This window comes from Gelidibacter salicanalis, from assembly GCF_016469035.1.
In the GTDB taxonomy this organism is placed as follows: domain Bacteria; phylum Bacteroidota; class Bacteroidia; order Flavobacteriales; family Flavobacteriaceae; genus Gelidibacter; species Gelidibacter salicanalis_A.
In genome coordinates this window covers 64768-79122 of the sequence record NZ_JAEHJZ010000010.1, presented here as the reverse complement: position 1 = coordinate 79122, position 14355 = coordinate 64768, and the positions used below count along the sequence as shown (strand labels likewise).

Genomic DNA, 14355 nt, shown 5'->3' with positions numbered 1-14355 from the left:
ATGAAAAAAATTATCTACCTGTTTATTGTTATTGCATTTAACTGGTCCAATGCCCAAGATTACAGATTCGGAAAAGTATCCATGGATGAACTTCAGGAAACGGCATATCCTGAAGATCCTGAAGCAAATGCTGCAGTTTTATATCTCAATCAAAAAACTTACTATGATTACGTGCAAAGTGAGGGTTTCATGCAGATTACAGAAGTATACAAGCGTATAAAAATTTATAATAAGGACGGTTTTGAATGGGCTACTGAAGAGATTCAATTAAGAGATAATGGATCGAAACGGGAAACTATCAGTAATTTAAAGGCAGTAACCTACACCATGGAGAATGGGAAGATAGAGGGAGCCAAATTAAAGAAAGATGGCGTTTTTGATGAAAAAAACAATAAATATTGGAAAACTTCAAAGCTCACCCTGCCAAATATTAAAGATGGATGTATCATAGAATTTGAATATAAGATAACTTCTCCGTACATAAGTATTGGTGACATTATTTTGCAATATGGTATTCCAATAAAGGAATTGGATATGTATGTAAGAATTCCTGAATTTTATAATTTTAATAAATATGTTAATCCAAGAGCTGTCTATATTCCAAAACTCAATGAGTCTCAGGTTAACAGAACTGAAGAAATTCGTACTAGGAGCAGAGAGGGCTTTGTGTCTACAAGTACAAGATTTTCCGCTAGGAAATGGGAATTCAAAGAGAACAAGACTGACATAAAATTATCCAATATTCCTGCACTTAAAAATGAGAGTTATGTCAGCAACCTAAATACCTATAGGACCAAATTAATATGGGAATATGCATTTTCTAAAGATCCTAATGGTCAAATTACAAATTTTGCATCCACCTGGGATGAGGTGACTAAAACAATTTTTGATGACAGCGAATTTGGAGCACAATTAAAACAGACCAATTATTTTGAAGAGGATGTGTCTGCATTGATTAAAGGTGTAACCGGTGATTCTGAAAAAATCAACCTGATTTATAATTTTGTAAAATCCAAAGTTAAGTGGAATGATTATAATGGTTATACCACTGATAATGGTGTGAGAAAGGCCTATAAAGAAGGTGTTGGTAATGTAGCCGACATTAATTTAATGCTCACGGCTATGTTACGTTATGCTAAAATTAATGCCAATCCCATGTTGATCAGTACACGAAGTAATGATATTCCGTTATTTCCTGCAACCGGTGGTTTCAATTATGTTGTTTCCGCAATTGAAGTGTTCAACGATGTGATTATTCTGGACGCAACGGATAAATTCGCAACACCCAATGTGCTTCCTATACGAGCAATTAACTGGCAGGGCAGGATCATAAGGGAGGCTGGTAGTTCGGCGTGGTTTGATCTAAAACCAAAAGAGATGGTTAAAGAGAACACTTCATTAAATGCAAAAATTAATGATGATCTATCTATTGATGGCAGGATAAGAGGTCATATGACCTCATTTGCTGCCAAGAATTTTAGAAGTAAATATCAAAATTATAATGCCGAAGAAAAATTGATGGCTATTGAAAAGGATAAAGGTGAAATAGAAGTGTCAAATTATGAAATTACTGATATGGAGGTTTTGAACAATCCAATAATTTATGTATATGATTACAATCTGAAGAATGGGATAGAGCAAATAGGCGATAAGGTGTTTTTAACCCCAATGTTGTTTTTTGCGCCAAAGGAAAATCCATTTAAGCTAGACAAAAGAGAGTATCCAATTGATTTTGTGTACTCATTTAACGATAAATACACTATTAACGTGATCATTCCGGACGGCTATGTTGTGGAGTCCCTGCCGGAGAATTCCGTGTTGCAGTTTCAGGGAAATGCAGGTGAGTTTAAGTATATTGCGAAGGCAAATGGAAAAATGTTACAATTTTTGGTTTCCTTAGACATCAACCAGTCCTTCATTCTTCCAAATGAATATGATGATTTCAAGCAATTCTATCAACTGATGACAGAAAAGCAAACCGAAAAAGTAGTACTTAAAAAAATATAAAATGAAACTTCAAAACTCCCAAAAAATAGTAGATGAGTGGATCAAAACCCACGGCGTACGCTATTTTAATGAGCTGACCAATATGGCGCAACTTACAGAAGAAGTTGGTGAGGTTGCGAGGATTATTGCCCGTCGTTATGGCGAACAAAGTGAGAAGGAAAGCGATAAAGACAAGGATCTTGGTGAAGAATTGGCCGATGTTGTTTTTGTGGTATTGTGCTTAGCCAACCAAACGGGTATTGACCTGCAGGAAGCTTTCGATAAAAAAATGGATAAAAAAACCAAGCGAGACCACGATAGACATCATAAGAATGAGAAGTTGAAATAGTCTTTTTTGAGTTATAAGTTATAAGTTATGGGTTATGGGTTATGGGTTGTGGGTTATGGGTTGTGAGTTCAATCAACAATCGTCAATCGTAAATCATCAATCGTCAATCATTTTAGGGTTTTCTTTGTGAAACTTCGTGATTCTTTGTGTCACTTTGTGGAATAGCTTTTCTATTTTCGCAAATCGCAAATCGCAAATCGCAAATCGCAAATCGCAAATCGCAAATCGCAAATCGTCAATCGTCAATCGTCAATCGTCAATCAATTTAGGCTTTTCTTTGTGAAACTTCGTGATTCTTTGTGTCACTTTGTGGAATAGCTTTTCTATTTTCGTAAATCATAAATTCGCCTCCGCAAAAGCTTTGTACGGGCAGGCGTAAATCAAAAAATCAAAAATCGTATATCCAATGTTGTTAACTCTCCATAAATCTACCATAATAGCACATCCCCCAACAATTATCATTACCGGTTCAAAAAGCGAGTCCAATAGACTCTTGCTTTTGCAAGCATTGTATCCAGAGTTACAGATTGAAAATGTGTCCAATTCTGACGATTCTGAAACGATGCAAAAAGCATTGAAGTCATCGTCAAATCATATTGACGTGTCTCATGCAGGTACCGCAATGCGATTTTTAACGGCATTTTTTGCTACCCAAGAAGGTAGAGACATTACTATAACGGGTTCTGCCCGAATGAAAGAACGGCCTATTCAGGTGCTGGTCCAGGCTTTAAACGCATTAGGTGCAGACATTTCATATCTTGAAACAGAAGGCTGCCCGCCATTAAAAATTAATGGAAAACCGCTCACTAAAGACCAAGTATCACTAAAAGCAAACGTTAGTAGTCAGTACATTTCGGCCTTATTATTAATTGCTCCAAAATTAGAAAATGGCTTGGAATTAACCTTAGAAGGTAAAATTACTTCAGTGCCCTATATCAACATGACTTTGGATTTGCTGACTCAAATTGGTGTAGAAACAAGTTTCAAAAACAACCTCATAACGGTCAGACCCCTCCAAAAGTTATCTCCGCAGCAACAAGTGTTAACGGTGGAAAGTGATTGGTCTTCCGTATCTTATTTTTATAGCATTGTAGCGTTAAGTCCGGTTGGTACAACGATCACCTTATCCCATTATAAAAAAGACAGCCTCCAAGGAGATTCGGTGTTGGCTAGCATTTATACTGATTTTGGTGTGACCACGACCTTTGGCAATAACACAATAACCTTAGTAAAGACAGATGAAGCACAATTGGGGTCTGTCAATTGCCAACTTCAAAATGCACCAGACATTGCACAAACTATTGCGGTAACCTGTTTTGGTTTGGGTATTGGATGTCATTTGACTGGATTGCACACCTTAAAAATCAAAGAAACGGACCGATTGGTGGCCTTGAAAACAGAATTGGAGAAATTAGGTGCTCAAGTAGACATCACCAATGAGGCTTTACTATTACACTCCTCTACACAAATTAACGATAACGTCAGTATTGCTACTTACCATGACCACAGGATGGCTATGGCCTTTGCGCCTTTAGCATTGAAAACAAATCTCCAGATTGAAGACGCCATGGTGGTGTCTAAATCCTACCCAACCTTTTGGGAAGATCTTAAAACGATCGGATTTAAAATATCAAAATAATAATCGGTCATTTACTTGACAACGCCTACTTTGAGATTGTATATTTGCAGCTTGCAAAAAATCTATACAAATCGCATTGTGAAATACTTATAACTGAGTAGAGGCATTCGGGTTGGTAGAAAACGTAGTCCTGAGATTTATTGGCAGATAGATCTGATCAATTTGAATAAACACATTTAAACATGAAATTATCCCATTTTAATTTTAAACTTCCTGAAGAATTATTAGCTGAACATCCTTCTGAACATAGAGATGAAGCCCGTTTGATGGTCTTAAACAGAAAAAATAAGACGATTGAACATAAATTGTTCAAGGATATTATTGATTATTTTGATGAAGGAGATGTCATGATCCTTAATAATACTAAGGTTTTTCCGGCACGTTTATACGGTAATAAGGAAAAAACGGGAGCAAGAATTGAAGTGTTTTTATTGAGAGAACTAAATGAGGAGCAGCGCTTGTGGGATGTTTTAGTTGATCCGGCTCGTAAAATACGTATTGGTAACAAATTATATTTTGGAGATGATGAGACCTTAGTGGCTGAGGTGATTGACAATACAACTTCTAGAGGGCGTACATTGCGTTTCTTATACGACGGTTCTTATAAAGAATTCCGTCAAAAATTGACTGAATTAGGTGAAACGCCACTTCCTAAATACATTAAAAGAGATGTAGAGCCAGAAGATGAAGAGCGCTACCAAACCATTTTTGCAAAAAACGAAGGTGCCGTTGCTGCACCAACTGCTGGTTTGCATTTCTCTAAACACTTATTAAAGCGTTTGGAAATCAAAGGGATCAATTTTGCTGAGGTAACACTTCATGTTGGTTTAGGAACATTTAATCCAGTTGAGGTAGAAGATTTATCTAAGCATAAAATGGATAGTGAAGAGGCTTTTGTAAACCAACAAGCGGCTGACATTGTCAATTATGCCAAAACGAAGAAAAAGAGAGTGTGCGCCGTAGGTACAACCGCAATGAGAGCTGTTGAAAGTTCAGTATCTTCAAGTGGGACATTAAATGAATTTTCAGGATGGACCAACAAATTTATTTTTCCTCCTTATGAATTTAGCATTGCAAACTGCATGATTACCAATTTCCATACGCCAAAATCGACCTTATTGATGATGGTTTCGGCGTTTGCTGGTCATGATTTCATGAAACAAGCTTACGAAGAAGCAGTTAAAGAAAAGTACCGTTTCTATACCTATGGAGACGCTATGTTGATTATTTAAAAAACAGATAATATACTTAGGGCCTCATTCTTTTGGATGGGGCTTTTTTTTAGTCTGCAGTTTTCAGTTTTCAGTCCTCAGTCAATTTTTTCAGTGAATTATCGCATAGAAGATATTTAAGGTTCAATTTAGACTTCACCTTCAACTTCAACTTCAATTTCAATTTCAATTTCATTTTCACCTTCAAGTAGTTTCCTTTCATTATTTTTGCATCAGCAATGGAAACAACAAAAAAAGACATACGCGCACTATCAAAAGAACAACTCCGTGAATTTTTCGTGGCACAAGGCGATAAGGAATTTAGGGGGAATCAAGTTTATGAGTGGCTATGGAACAAAGGTGCCCACAAGTTTGAGGACATGACCAACATCTCCAAAGACATGCGTCAGGTGCTGGAGGACTATTTTGTGATCAATCATATTGAAGTAGACCAAATGCAACGTAGCAATGATGGAACAATTAAAAACGCCGTGCGCTTACACGACGGGTTGATTGTGGAGTCTGTATTGATACCTACTTCAAGGCGGTCTACGGCCTGTGTGTCATCTCAAGTAGGCTGTAGTTTGGATTGTAAATTCTGTGCTACGTCGCGTCTTAAACGCATGCGTAACCTTAACCCTGATGAAATCTTTGATCAGGTGGTGGCCATTGATAAGGAAAGCAGGTTATATTTTAATAGACCCTTAAGCAATATTGTGTTTATGGGCATGGGAGAACCACTCATGAACTACAACAATGTGTTGAAGGCTATTGAGAAGATAACTTCTCCCGAAGGTTTGGGCATGTCTCCCAAACGAATTATTGTGTCTACATCAGGAGTGCCTAAAATGATCAAGAAAATGGCAGATGATGAGGTCAAATTCGGCCTTGCCGTATCACTGCATTCGGCTATTGATGAAGTCCGAACGTCTATTATGCCATTTAATGCTACATTCCCTTTGGCTGATTTAAGAGAAGCCTTAGAATATTGGTATGCCAAAACAAAAAATACAATTACCTATGAATATGTGGTTTGGGATGGTATTAACGACTCTAGAAAGGATGTGGAAGCTTTGATTCAATTCTGCAAATTTGCACCCAGTAAGGTGAATTTAATTGAATACAATCCCATAGATGATGGACAGTTTCAACAAGCCGATAGTGCGGCCTTAGATATGTATATCTCCATGTTGGAAGCGAATAATATTACCGTCACAGTGAGACGCTCTAGAGGTAAAGATATTGATGCGGCTTGCGGACAGTTGGCTAATAAGTCCTAAAAATTTTAGTGACTAATTGTTTAGAAGTGATTTTGCTGAATTAAAAAAACCGAGACGGTGGAAGTCAAGTTGATGAATGTGATGTTTTTTTACACTAAGCACACGTCTTTCTAAATTTAATAATAGCATATCATGGCCATTTTTAGTACGTTTGTTGTCAAATTCTACAGGACGACATTCACTTGAAAATTGTTGAACAAATAAAGCAGCCCATTGCATATGAAATGGAACTTTTTGAACAAAAGTTTCTACTTTCTATGTCTTCAAAAGTGGCGCTTTTAAATCGGATAACAACCTACATCGTAAACAGAAAAGGCAAACAAATGCGACCTATGTTCGTGTTTCTCGTGGCCAAGATGGTCAACAATGGTAACGTAAGTGAACGCACCTATAGAGGTGCTGCCGTAATTGAACTGATCCACACCGCCACCTTAGTGCATGATGATGTTGTGGATGATAGTAACAGAAGGCGAGGGTTTTTCTCCGTAAACGCCTTGTGGAAAAATAAAATTGCAGTTCTTATTGGTGATTATCTACTGTCTAAAGGCTTATTGCTTTCCATCGATAATAATGATTTTGATCTTCTTAAAATCATCTCCGTAGCGGTAAGGGAAATGAGTGAAGGCGAGTTGCTTCAAATTGAAAAAGCACGTCAATTGGACATTACAGAAGAGATTTATTACGAAATCATCCGCCAAAAGACAGCCACGCTTATCGCGGCTTGTTGTAGCCTTGGTGCGGCATCCGTAAAACCGAACTCACCCGATGTAGAAACCATGCGTAAGTTTGGTGAGCTGATAGGAATGGCCTTTCAAATTAAAGACGATTTATTTGATTATGGCAATGAGGCCATCGGTAAGCCTACCGGGATCGATATCAAGGAGCAAAAAATGACCTTGCCGCTTATCTATGCCATCAACAATTGTTCGAAAAAAGAAAAATCTTGGTTGATCAATTCGGTTAAAAACCAAAATAAAAATAAAAAACGGGTCAAGGAAGTTATTGCTTTTGTTAAAAGTAAAGGCGGACTCGATTATGCGGTTGCCAAGATGAAGGCGTTTCAAGAGGAAGCTCTTCAACTCCTCACTACCTATCCTGAATCTGAATTTAAGGCCTCCCTATTACTGATGGTCAATTACGTAATTGACAGGAAGAAATAGGCGTTTTTAAAGCTGCTATATTCCACAATTAGTGTCTATATTTAATTAGGCGACTTTTTTTTACTCCCCCAGGCAACCTTTTGCATTAGATTGACGTCTTTATAAATAGAAGACTTAATCAGACCAATTTTTGAAAGTTATCCAGTTACATAATAACAACATCCAACTCATTAAAAAAGCGGTTAAAAATAATCGTGAGGCACAACATGTGCTTTATGAAACACACGCGCCAAAAATGTTGAGTATTTGTCGCTATTATATTAAGGATCTTCAACATGCGGAAAATGTGATGCTCAACGGTTTTTTTAAGGCCTTAACCAATCTGAAAAACTTTAAAAATGACGGCAGTTTTGAAGGATGGCTTCGGAAAATTATGGTTAGGGAAGCGATTTCGTTTTTAAGGCAACAAAAGACTCTTGAGTTTTCAGTTGAAGATGTTGAAATTGTGCATCAGCACGATAACACTATGGAATCGGAATTTGAATTGGAAGAGATTCAGCGGCACATTGATGCCTTGCCTGAAGGCTATAAGATTGTGTTTGTAATGTATGCTATTGAGGGCTATAAGCATCATGAGATTGCAACCTTACTCAACATTACGGAAGGCACTTCTAAATCGCAGTTATTTAAGGCAAAGCAACTGCTACAGCAAAAGATTAACACATCAAATAGACAGCACAATGAAACAAGTGAAATGGGAAGATAATATAAAACAGGTGCTTGAAAAGAGAGTGATGACGCCCTCTGACGCCTCCTGGGGCGCCTTGTCTGAGAGATTAGACGCCTCTGAAAAGCATAGTATCAAACCAATGTTTTGGTGGATCGGTATCGCGGCCAGTGTCACGACGTTACTATTTATAACGACACTGTTTTTTAACGGAAACACTCCTGACCTTCAAAATCAAATTGTTGTTGAGACACAAGAGCAGGTTGATGAGCAATCCTTAAAAATGGAGCAAGCACCACAGGAACATCAGTTGGTAGAGCGTAATGAAAAGAGTGATACAGCTGCTCAAGTAGAGAAGAACGATGTTACAAAGCAACCGATAAAATCACAGGATATTATAACATCAGCAAAACAACAAAGAACTGAAATTGTTAAAAATAATCAGGTAGCACCAGTCTCGCCTATGGTCCCTAATAGTGAAATGGAAACCTTGGAAAATATAAAGATTACAGAAATTGTAGCCCAAATTCAAGATTTAACAAGTAAAGGAGAAACGGTAACAGATGCGGATATTGAAGCGTTATTGGTAAAAGCCCAAAAAGAAATGAATTACCAATCAGCTATCCGCGAAAGTAATTATGCTGTTGATGCCAACGCTCTCCTACGAGATGTCGAAACAGATTTGCAGGAATCGTTTAGAAATAAAATATTCGAAGCACTCAAAAATAGTTATGAAACACTAAGAACTGCGGTTGCCGAACGTCATAATTAAAGCGCGATAAATAGTGTCATAATTAATAAAAAATGCACTCATAAAGTTGTAAGGATTCTCAATTTTAATAGATCACCAATCACCAATCACCAATCACCAACCCGCCCGTACCGAAAAGGCAAGTTCGGGCGGGTCACCAATCATCAATCAATATACATCAATCAAAAATCGAACACTATGAACACAATTATCAAATGTATTGTGCTGGCAAGCTTATGCTTAATTATGGATAAAACGCAAGCACAGGATACGCTACAAAAAGCCCAAAGCCAAATAAGAATTGAAAAACTTCAGCAGTACAAGGAAACCATTGCAAATAAGGAAAAAGCCTTTTTAAAAGCTGAGGTAGAGGCGATTAATCAACGTCTTGAAAATGGTGAGATTACGAAACCTCAAGCTGAGGAGTTGAAACGAGAGTTGGCAAAAAAACGTGCCTTAAATATTGAAAATCGGTTGACCATTGTAGACAGCCAAATAGAGCTTATAAAGCGTAATCCCGAGTATTACGCGGCAAAACATTCTACAGATACTAATTTCGTGATTTCGATTGGCCAAAAGAAAATCTTGTCCTTTGCTAAGGATTCCACACCAAAATATGACATCCGTACCGGTAATAAATTGTTGTTTGCCATTGGGTTCAACAACACCATTACGGACGGCCAAAGTTTAAACGATTCACCCTACGAAATTGGAGGATCTGGATTCGTGGAACTGGGTTGGATTTGGAGTACCAGAGTACTCGAAAATTCAAATTTTGTCAGAGTTAATTATGGCTTGTCCTTGCAATGGAATAAGTTAAGCATCAAGGATAATCAATACTTTGTTGAGAATGGAGACGATACCAGTTTGGCAACCTATCCTTTAAATCTTAAAAAATCAAAATTGAGAACCACGAGTTTAGTTGTTCCTGTCCATTTTGAATTTGGACCGTCTAAATTGAAAGATTATGGAGACCGCATCAGATATTTTAATGATAATCAATTTAAGATTGGAATAGGTGGATTTGCTGGTCTAAATTTAAACACGATGCAAAAATTAAAATATGAAGTAGACGGCGACAATCAAAAGGAAAAAGTAAAATCAGATTTTAATACCAACAGTTTTGTGTATGGTTTAAGCGGTTATGTTGGCGTGGGAGACTTTAGTGTCTACGCTAAATACAATCTGAACACGCTATTTAAAAATCAAATGGTTGACCAGCGTAATGTGTCTTTAGGATTGCGTTGGGCATTAGATTAAGAAGTAAAATAATGAATTCATTAATTTGTGTTAGTCAAAAAAGGTCTTGAAAATTTTTCAAGGCTTTTTTTTTCTAAACCCATTAATTTTCTGCCTTACGTTTTTCACGTTCCTTTTTGCGCTGTTCTTTTCGTTTTTCACGTTCTTCCCTTCTTTTTTCCTTATCCAAAGCTTTATTGGCATCATCTTTAGCCTGCTGAAATGCATCTTCAAAATCGATATCGTCATCAACTTCACCCTTAAAAGCCTTAATCCACGCATTGCCAAAAATGTTTATTACTGTTGGCCAAACTCCAGATTCAACATGGTTTAAGTCGCCCTCAATGGGCACTTTTGTCGCCAAAGTGTCCGTACGCTGATTTTTCAGAACGAATTTAAAAAAGCCAACAAAGCCCTCCCACAACACCCCTAGAAATCCATCCTCTTTTCCAATTAATTTTGAATCTGTAATCATCGGTTTAATATAGCCTTTCAAGTAGCCATTGGCAATGGCTATTTCGCTATAGAGTTCAAATGTTCCTTTTTCAAAATCAATACCTGCATAATGGCGCGTCAGATCATTTAGGGCAGTAGCATTAGACCCTTCCAGCGCAAACTCTAAATTCATATCAGGAATTTCCTTAATCAAATTAATATCTCCATCTAAGGTCATGTTTCCATTTCCAAAGGTTACTCCGGTGGCATGAATAGGCGAAGGTAAAGTGCCTTCCTTAGAGATGACATTACGTAAATTATCGGCGTACAACTCTATTTTTGAAATATTCAAATCAATATTTGGTTCGGCTTGTAACTGCACAAAAGCAATTTTACCATTGTGGACCTCAAAGTGGTTGATATCAATAGGAACGATTTCGGTTAAAGCTTTTGTCCAGTCGTCTACATCTGCAGTTTTACCTTCAGAGGGTGTCTTCTGATCTTCAAAAATGTAAATGACTTCAGGACTTGTCATAATAATCTCGCTCACAATTTTCCCTCTAAAAAGAGATTTCCACTCAATGGAGATATCGTTGTTTGGAAAGTTTAAAAAAGGTATCTGAGTTTTGGCGTTCACCTTGTTTAAATACATACCATTTATAACATAAGCACCACGTATTAAAGCAATATCCACATCTTCAACCTGACCGTAATAGCCCGGGATGTCAGCAAGAATTTTATTGAGATTGTTTTTGACCAATGTTGGTAAATAGAGTCTAAAAGCCACCAACACTACAACAATAATAATTAAAATTGTATACCTTTTCTTTTTGTAGGCGCTTCGTCTTTTTGTTGTACCCATGGATTTTCTTTTTTATTAAAATTACGAAAAACTCGATGGTTTCAAAATGGGTTGAGTAAATTAATTTGTTTACACTATTTTTACAAAAAATTATAACTCTCCTTTGATCTCAAGATTCTCCATAGAACAAGTATTTGAAACCGCCCGTGTTGAGGAGGTTATTGGCGATTTCGTCAACCTGAAAAAATCGGGAAGTAACTTTAAAGGCTTAAGTCCTTTTAGTGATGAACGCTCACCAAGTTTTGTAGTGAGCCCCGTAAAGCAAATATGGAAGGATTTTAGTAGTGGCAAAGGTGGTAATGCAGTGACGTTTTTAATGGAGCACGAGCATTTTACCTATCCTGAAGCCATTAAATATTTAGCTAGAAAGTACAATATTGAAATAGAAGAAACTGAGCAAACCAACGAGCAGAAGGAAGAAGCCAATGAGCGCGAAAGTCTGTATTTGGTGAATGAATTCGCAAATACCTATTTTCAGAAAATCCTTCACAAAACCGATCAAGGAAAATCGATTGGCCTCAGTTATTTTAAGGAACGTGGGTTTACAGATGACACCATAAAAACTTTTAATCTGGGTTATTCTCTGGATGAGTGGCAAGGGTTTACAGATGAAGCCTTAAAAAAAGGATACCAAATTCAATTTCTCGAAAAGACAGGACTGACCATTGTTAAGGAGGAGAAGCGTTTTGACCGATTTAAAGGTCGGGTGATGTTTCCTATCCACAGTATGAGTGGCAGAATTTTGGGCTTTGGTGGCCGCATTTTGGGTGCCGATAAAAAAGCGGCAAAATACATGAACTCGCCGGAAAGTGAAGTGTATCATAAAAGTAAAATTCTCTATGGCTTGTTTCATGCCAAACAAGCGATAGCCAAAGAGGACAATTGTTATTTGGTTGAAGGCTATACTGACGTGATTCAATTTCATCAAACGGGAATCAGAAACGTAGTAGCGTCATCAGGTACGGCGCTATCGCCCGAACAAGTTAGGTTGATCAATCGGCTGACCAAAAACATTACCGTGCTTTTTGATGGGGATGCTGCCGGCTTACGAGCGTCAGTTAGGGGGATTGATTTAATTTTGGAACAGGGCATGAACGTGAAGGTGTGTTCGTTCCCTAAAGGAGACGACCCTGACAGTTTTGCAAGGCAAAATACTTTGGAAGAACTTTCAGTGTATCTTGAAGAAAATGCGAAAGATTTTATTCAGTTTAAAGCGTCGTTATTGGTCGAAGATGCTAAAAATGACCCCATAAAAAAAGCGGATACCATCCGGGAAATCGTCAATAGTATTGCGAAAATTCCTGATCCAATTAAGCGTGAAATCTATATTAGAGAATGTTCTAATATCATGGATATTAGTGAGCAGGTTCTGTTTACTACCTTGGCACAAATCAATAAAAAGGATACTCAAGACCCCGGCAAACAGCAGAGACCGGAACAACGCGCTTTTGACGTAGTGCGTACGGAGCAACCTAGTAAAAAGATTAACCACCAATATGAGCTGGAACTGAAAATCATTGAAATTCTTCTACTTTACGGTAATGAAACCGAACAGTTTGAAGATTTGGTGATGAAAGAAGATGAAAAATCAGGCGATTTAAAATTAGAGCCTGTGATCCATGAAGCCAAAGTTTTTGAAAAAATTTATTTGGACTTGCAGGAGGATGAAATGCAATTTTCTGATGAAGGGTTTAAAAATTTATATTATGTAATTATAGACGCCTTGCACCAAGCGAAAGAATTTCAGTTAAAAGACTTTATCAATAAGCTTGATCAAAATATGGCCAATGAAGTCACTACCATTTTGATGAATGATGAGCGTTATAGTTTGCATGATTGGGAACGAAATCATATTATTCCTAAAGAAAAGAAGGAGACCATTGCGCAATTGGTAACCCAAACAATCTTAAGTCTCAGATGTTTTCTTATTGATCAAAAAGTTGTGGAATATCAAACTGATATAACAAGGCCTGATGTCAACACAATTAGTATTATGGAAGACGTTAGAGATTATTTAAGATTAAAAACGCTCTTGTCCAAAAAGCTTGGAAAAGTTGTTGGAGGGTAAGTTTTAAATTGTGCCCATATGTCCCGCCTGATGGATTAAATCTACCAGATTATTCACATTTAGTTTCTTAAAAAGTCGCGCTTTGTAAGTGCTGACCGTCTTTTCATTGATATCGAGTTCAAGAGCTATTTCCTTGTTTTTCTTACCCGAAGACAGCAATTTCAATACTTCAACTTCTCGCGTAGAGAGGCGTTTATAAAGCTTACTCTTCTTATTTCGGGTGTCATTATAATTTAAGTGCTTAGCCATGGCATCACTTAAATAGATGTTACCACCATGCACTTTGATAATTGCGTCTTTGATGGTTGCGGTGTCTACAGTTTTAGAAAGATATCCTGAAGCGCCTGCCTTTATAGTGCTAATGGCGTAGATTTCTTCAGGTTGGTGACTGAACATGATGACTTTCAAATCTGTATTTTCTTTTTTGATGGCTCTTAATGCAGTAATTCCGTTGAGCTCAGGAAGATCAATTTCAGAAATCAGTACATCTACTTGGTGGCGTCGTATAAATTCAAAAATCTCTATACCTGTTGCCACTGTTCCTACAACTTCAATATCCGGATCTTTGTCAAACAGCAGGGTTAATCCTTCTCTTACTATGGGATGGTAGTCCACAACCAGTACCTTAATCATGATGTCTTATGTGTTAATTAGTTATGTTGGTCGCTATACTTGAGATTTGAGGCTCAATCTGTGGAGATGTGTTAC

12 protein-coding genes are annotated in these 14355 nt (G+C 37.3%); 10 read left to right on the top strand and 2 right to left on the bottom strand.

Annotation, left to right across the window (positions count from 1 at the left end):
* From JEM65_RS06360 to JEM65_RS06320, 9 genes are all read left to right on the top strand, one after another.
* Entirely contained in the window at positions 1–2007 is a 2007-nt protein-coding gene (locus JEM65_RS06360; protein WP_199598096.1) for a DUF3858 domain-containing protein, read from the top strand.
* Position 2008: 1 nt separating this feature from the next.
* Positions 2009–2335 (top strand): nucleotide pyrophosphohydrolase, encoded by a 327-nt coding sequence (locus JEM65_RS06355; RefSeq protein WP_199598095.1) that lies wholly within the window; start codon positions 2009–2011, stop codon positions 2333–2335.
* A gap of 406 nt (positions 2336–2741) precedes the next feature.
* Positions 2742–3974, top strand: coding sequence for a 3-phosphoshikimate 1-carboxyvinyltransferase (locus tag JEM65_RS06350; protein ID WP_199598094.1), 1233 nt, complete (start codon positions 2742–2744; stop codon positions 3972–3974).
* A 182-nt stretch (positions 3975–4156) separates the two neighbouring features.
* Positions 4157–5206 carry a tRNA preQ1(34) S-adenosylmethionine ribosyltransferase-isomerase QueA gene (gene queA, locus JEM65_RS06345; protein ID WP_199598093.1) on the top strand — a complete coding sequence of 350 codons (1050 nt, stop codon included), beginning with the start codon at positions 4157–4159 and terminating at the stop codon, positions 5204–5206.
* Positions 5207–5424: 218 nt separating this feature from the next.
* Positions 5425–6465: a 23S rRNA (adenine(2503)-C(2))-methyltransferase RlmN gene (gene rlmN / locus JEM65_RS06340; RefSeq protein ID WP_199598092.1), complete on the top strand. Its 1041-nt coding sequence runs from the start codon at positions 5425–5427 to the stop codon at positions 6463–6465.
* A 182-nt stretch (positions 6466–6647) separates the two neighbouring features.
* On the top strand, positions 6648–7625 hold the full coding sequence (locus tag JEM65_RS06335; protein WP_199598091.1) for a polyprenyl synthetase family protein: 978 nt from the start codon (positions 6648–6650) through the stop codon (positions 7623–7625).
* A gap of 130 nt (positions 7626–7755) precedes the next feature.
* Complete coding sequence (locus tag JEM65_RS06330) at positions 7756–8331, top strand: RNA polymerase sigma factor (protein ID WP_199598090.1); 576 nt, start codon at positions 7756–7758, stop codon at positions 8329–8331.
* A complete protein-coding gene (locus JEM65_RS06325; protein ID WP_199598089.1) occupies positions 8306–9064 on the top strand; it encodes a hypothetical protein in 759 nt (252 codons plus the stop codon). Before JEM65_RS06330 ends, JEM65_RS06325 begins: the two co-directional genes overlap by 26 nt.
* A gap of 177 nt (positions 9065–9241) precedes the next feature.
* A complete protein-coding gene (locus JEM65_RS06320; RefSeq protein WP_199598088.1) occupies positions 9242–10303 on the top strand; it encodes a hypothetical protein in 1062 nt (353 codons plus the stop codon).
* A gap of 82 nt (positions 10304–10385) precedes the next feature.
* Here the strand turns inward: JEM65_RS06320 and JEM65_RS06315 are convergent, their stop codons facing one another.
* On the bottom strand, positions 10386–11579 hold the full coding sequence (locus JEM65_RS06315; RefSeq protein ID WP_199598087.1) for a DUF748 domain-containing protein: 1194 nt from the start codon (positions 11577–11579) through the stop codon (positions 10386–10388).
* Positions 11580–11682: 103 nt separating this feature from the next.
* Between JEM65_RS06315 and dnaG the strand changes: the two genes are divergently transcribed.
* On the top strand, positions 11683–13647 hold the full coding sequence (gene dnaG, locus JEM65_RS06310) for a DNA primase (RefSeq protein WP_199598086.1): 1965 nt from the start codon (positions 11683–11685) through the stop codon (positions 13645–13647).
* A 3-nt stretch (positions 13648–13650) separates the two neighbouring features.
* On the opposite strand, the gene JEM65_RS06305 is transcribed toward dnaG, so the two are convergent.
* Positions 13651–14280 (bottom strand): response regulator, encoded by a 630-nt coding sequence (locus JEM65_RS06305; protein ID WP_199598085.1) that lies wholly within the window; start codon positions 14278–14280, stop codon positions 13651–13653.
* Positions 14281–14355: the final 75 nt, after the last annotated feature.

Coding starts and splice junctions, on each gene's coding strand:
- JEM65_RS06360 (WP_199598096.1), top strand. CDS start 1: ATGAAAAAAATTATCTACCTGTTTATTGTTATTGCATTTAACTGGTCC.
- JEM65_RS06355 (WP_199598095.1), top strand. CDS start 2,009: ATGAAACTTCAAAACTCCCAAAAAATAGTAGATGAGTGGATCAAAACC.
- JEM65_RS06350 (WP_199598094.1), top strand. CDS start 2,742: ATGTTGTTAACTCTCCATAAATCTACCATAATAGCACATCCCCCAACA.
- queA (WP_199598093.1), top strand. CDS start 4,157: ATGAAATTATCCCATTTTAATTTTAAACTTCCTGAAGAATTATTAGCT.
- rlmN (WP_199598092.1), top strand. CDS start 5,425: ATGGAAACAACAAAAAAAGACATACGCGCACTATCAAAAGAACAACTC.
- JEM65_RS06325 (WP_199598089.1), top strand. CDS start 8,306: ATGAAACAAGTGAAATGGGAAGATAATATAAAACAGGTGCTTGAAAAG.
- JEM65_RS06320 (WP_199598088.1), top strand. CDS start 9,242: ATGAACACAATTATCAAATGTATTGTGCTGGCAAGCTTATGCTTAATT.
- JEM65_RS06315 (WP_199598087.1), bottom strand. CDS start 11,579: ATGGGTACAACAAAAAGACGAAGCGCCTACAAAAAGAAAAGGTATACA.
- JEM65_RS06305 (WP_199598085.1), bottom strand. CDS start 14,280: ATGATTAAGGTACTGGTTGTGGACTACCATCCCATAGTAAGAGAAGGA.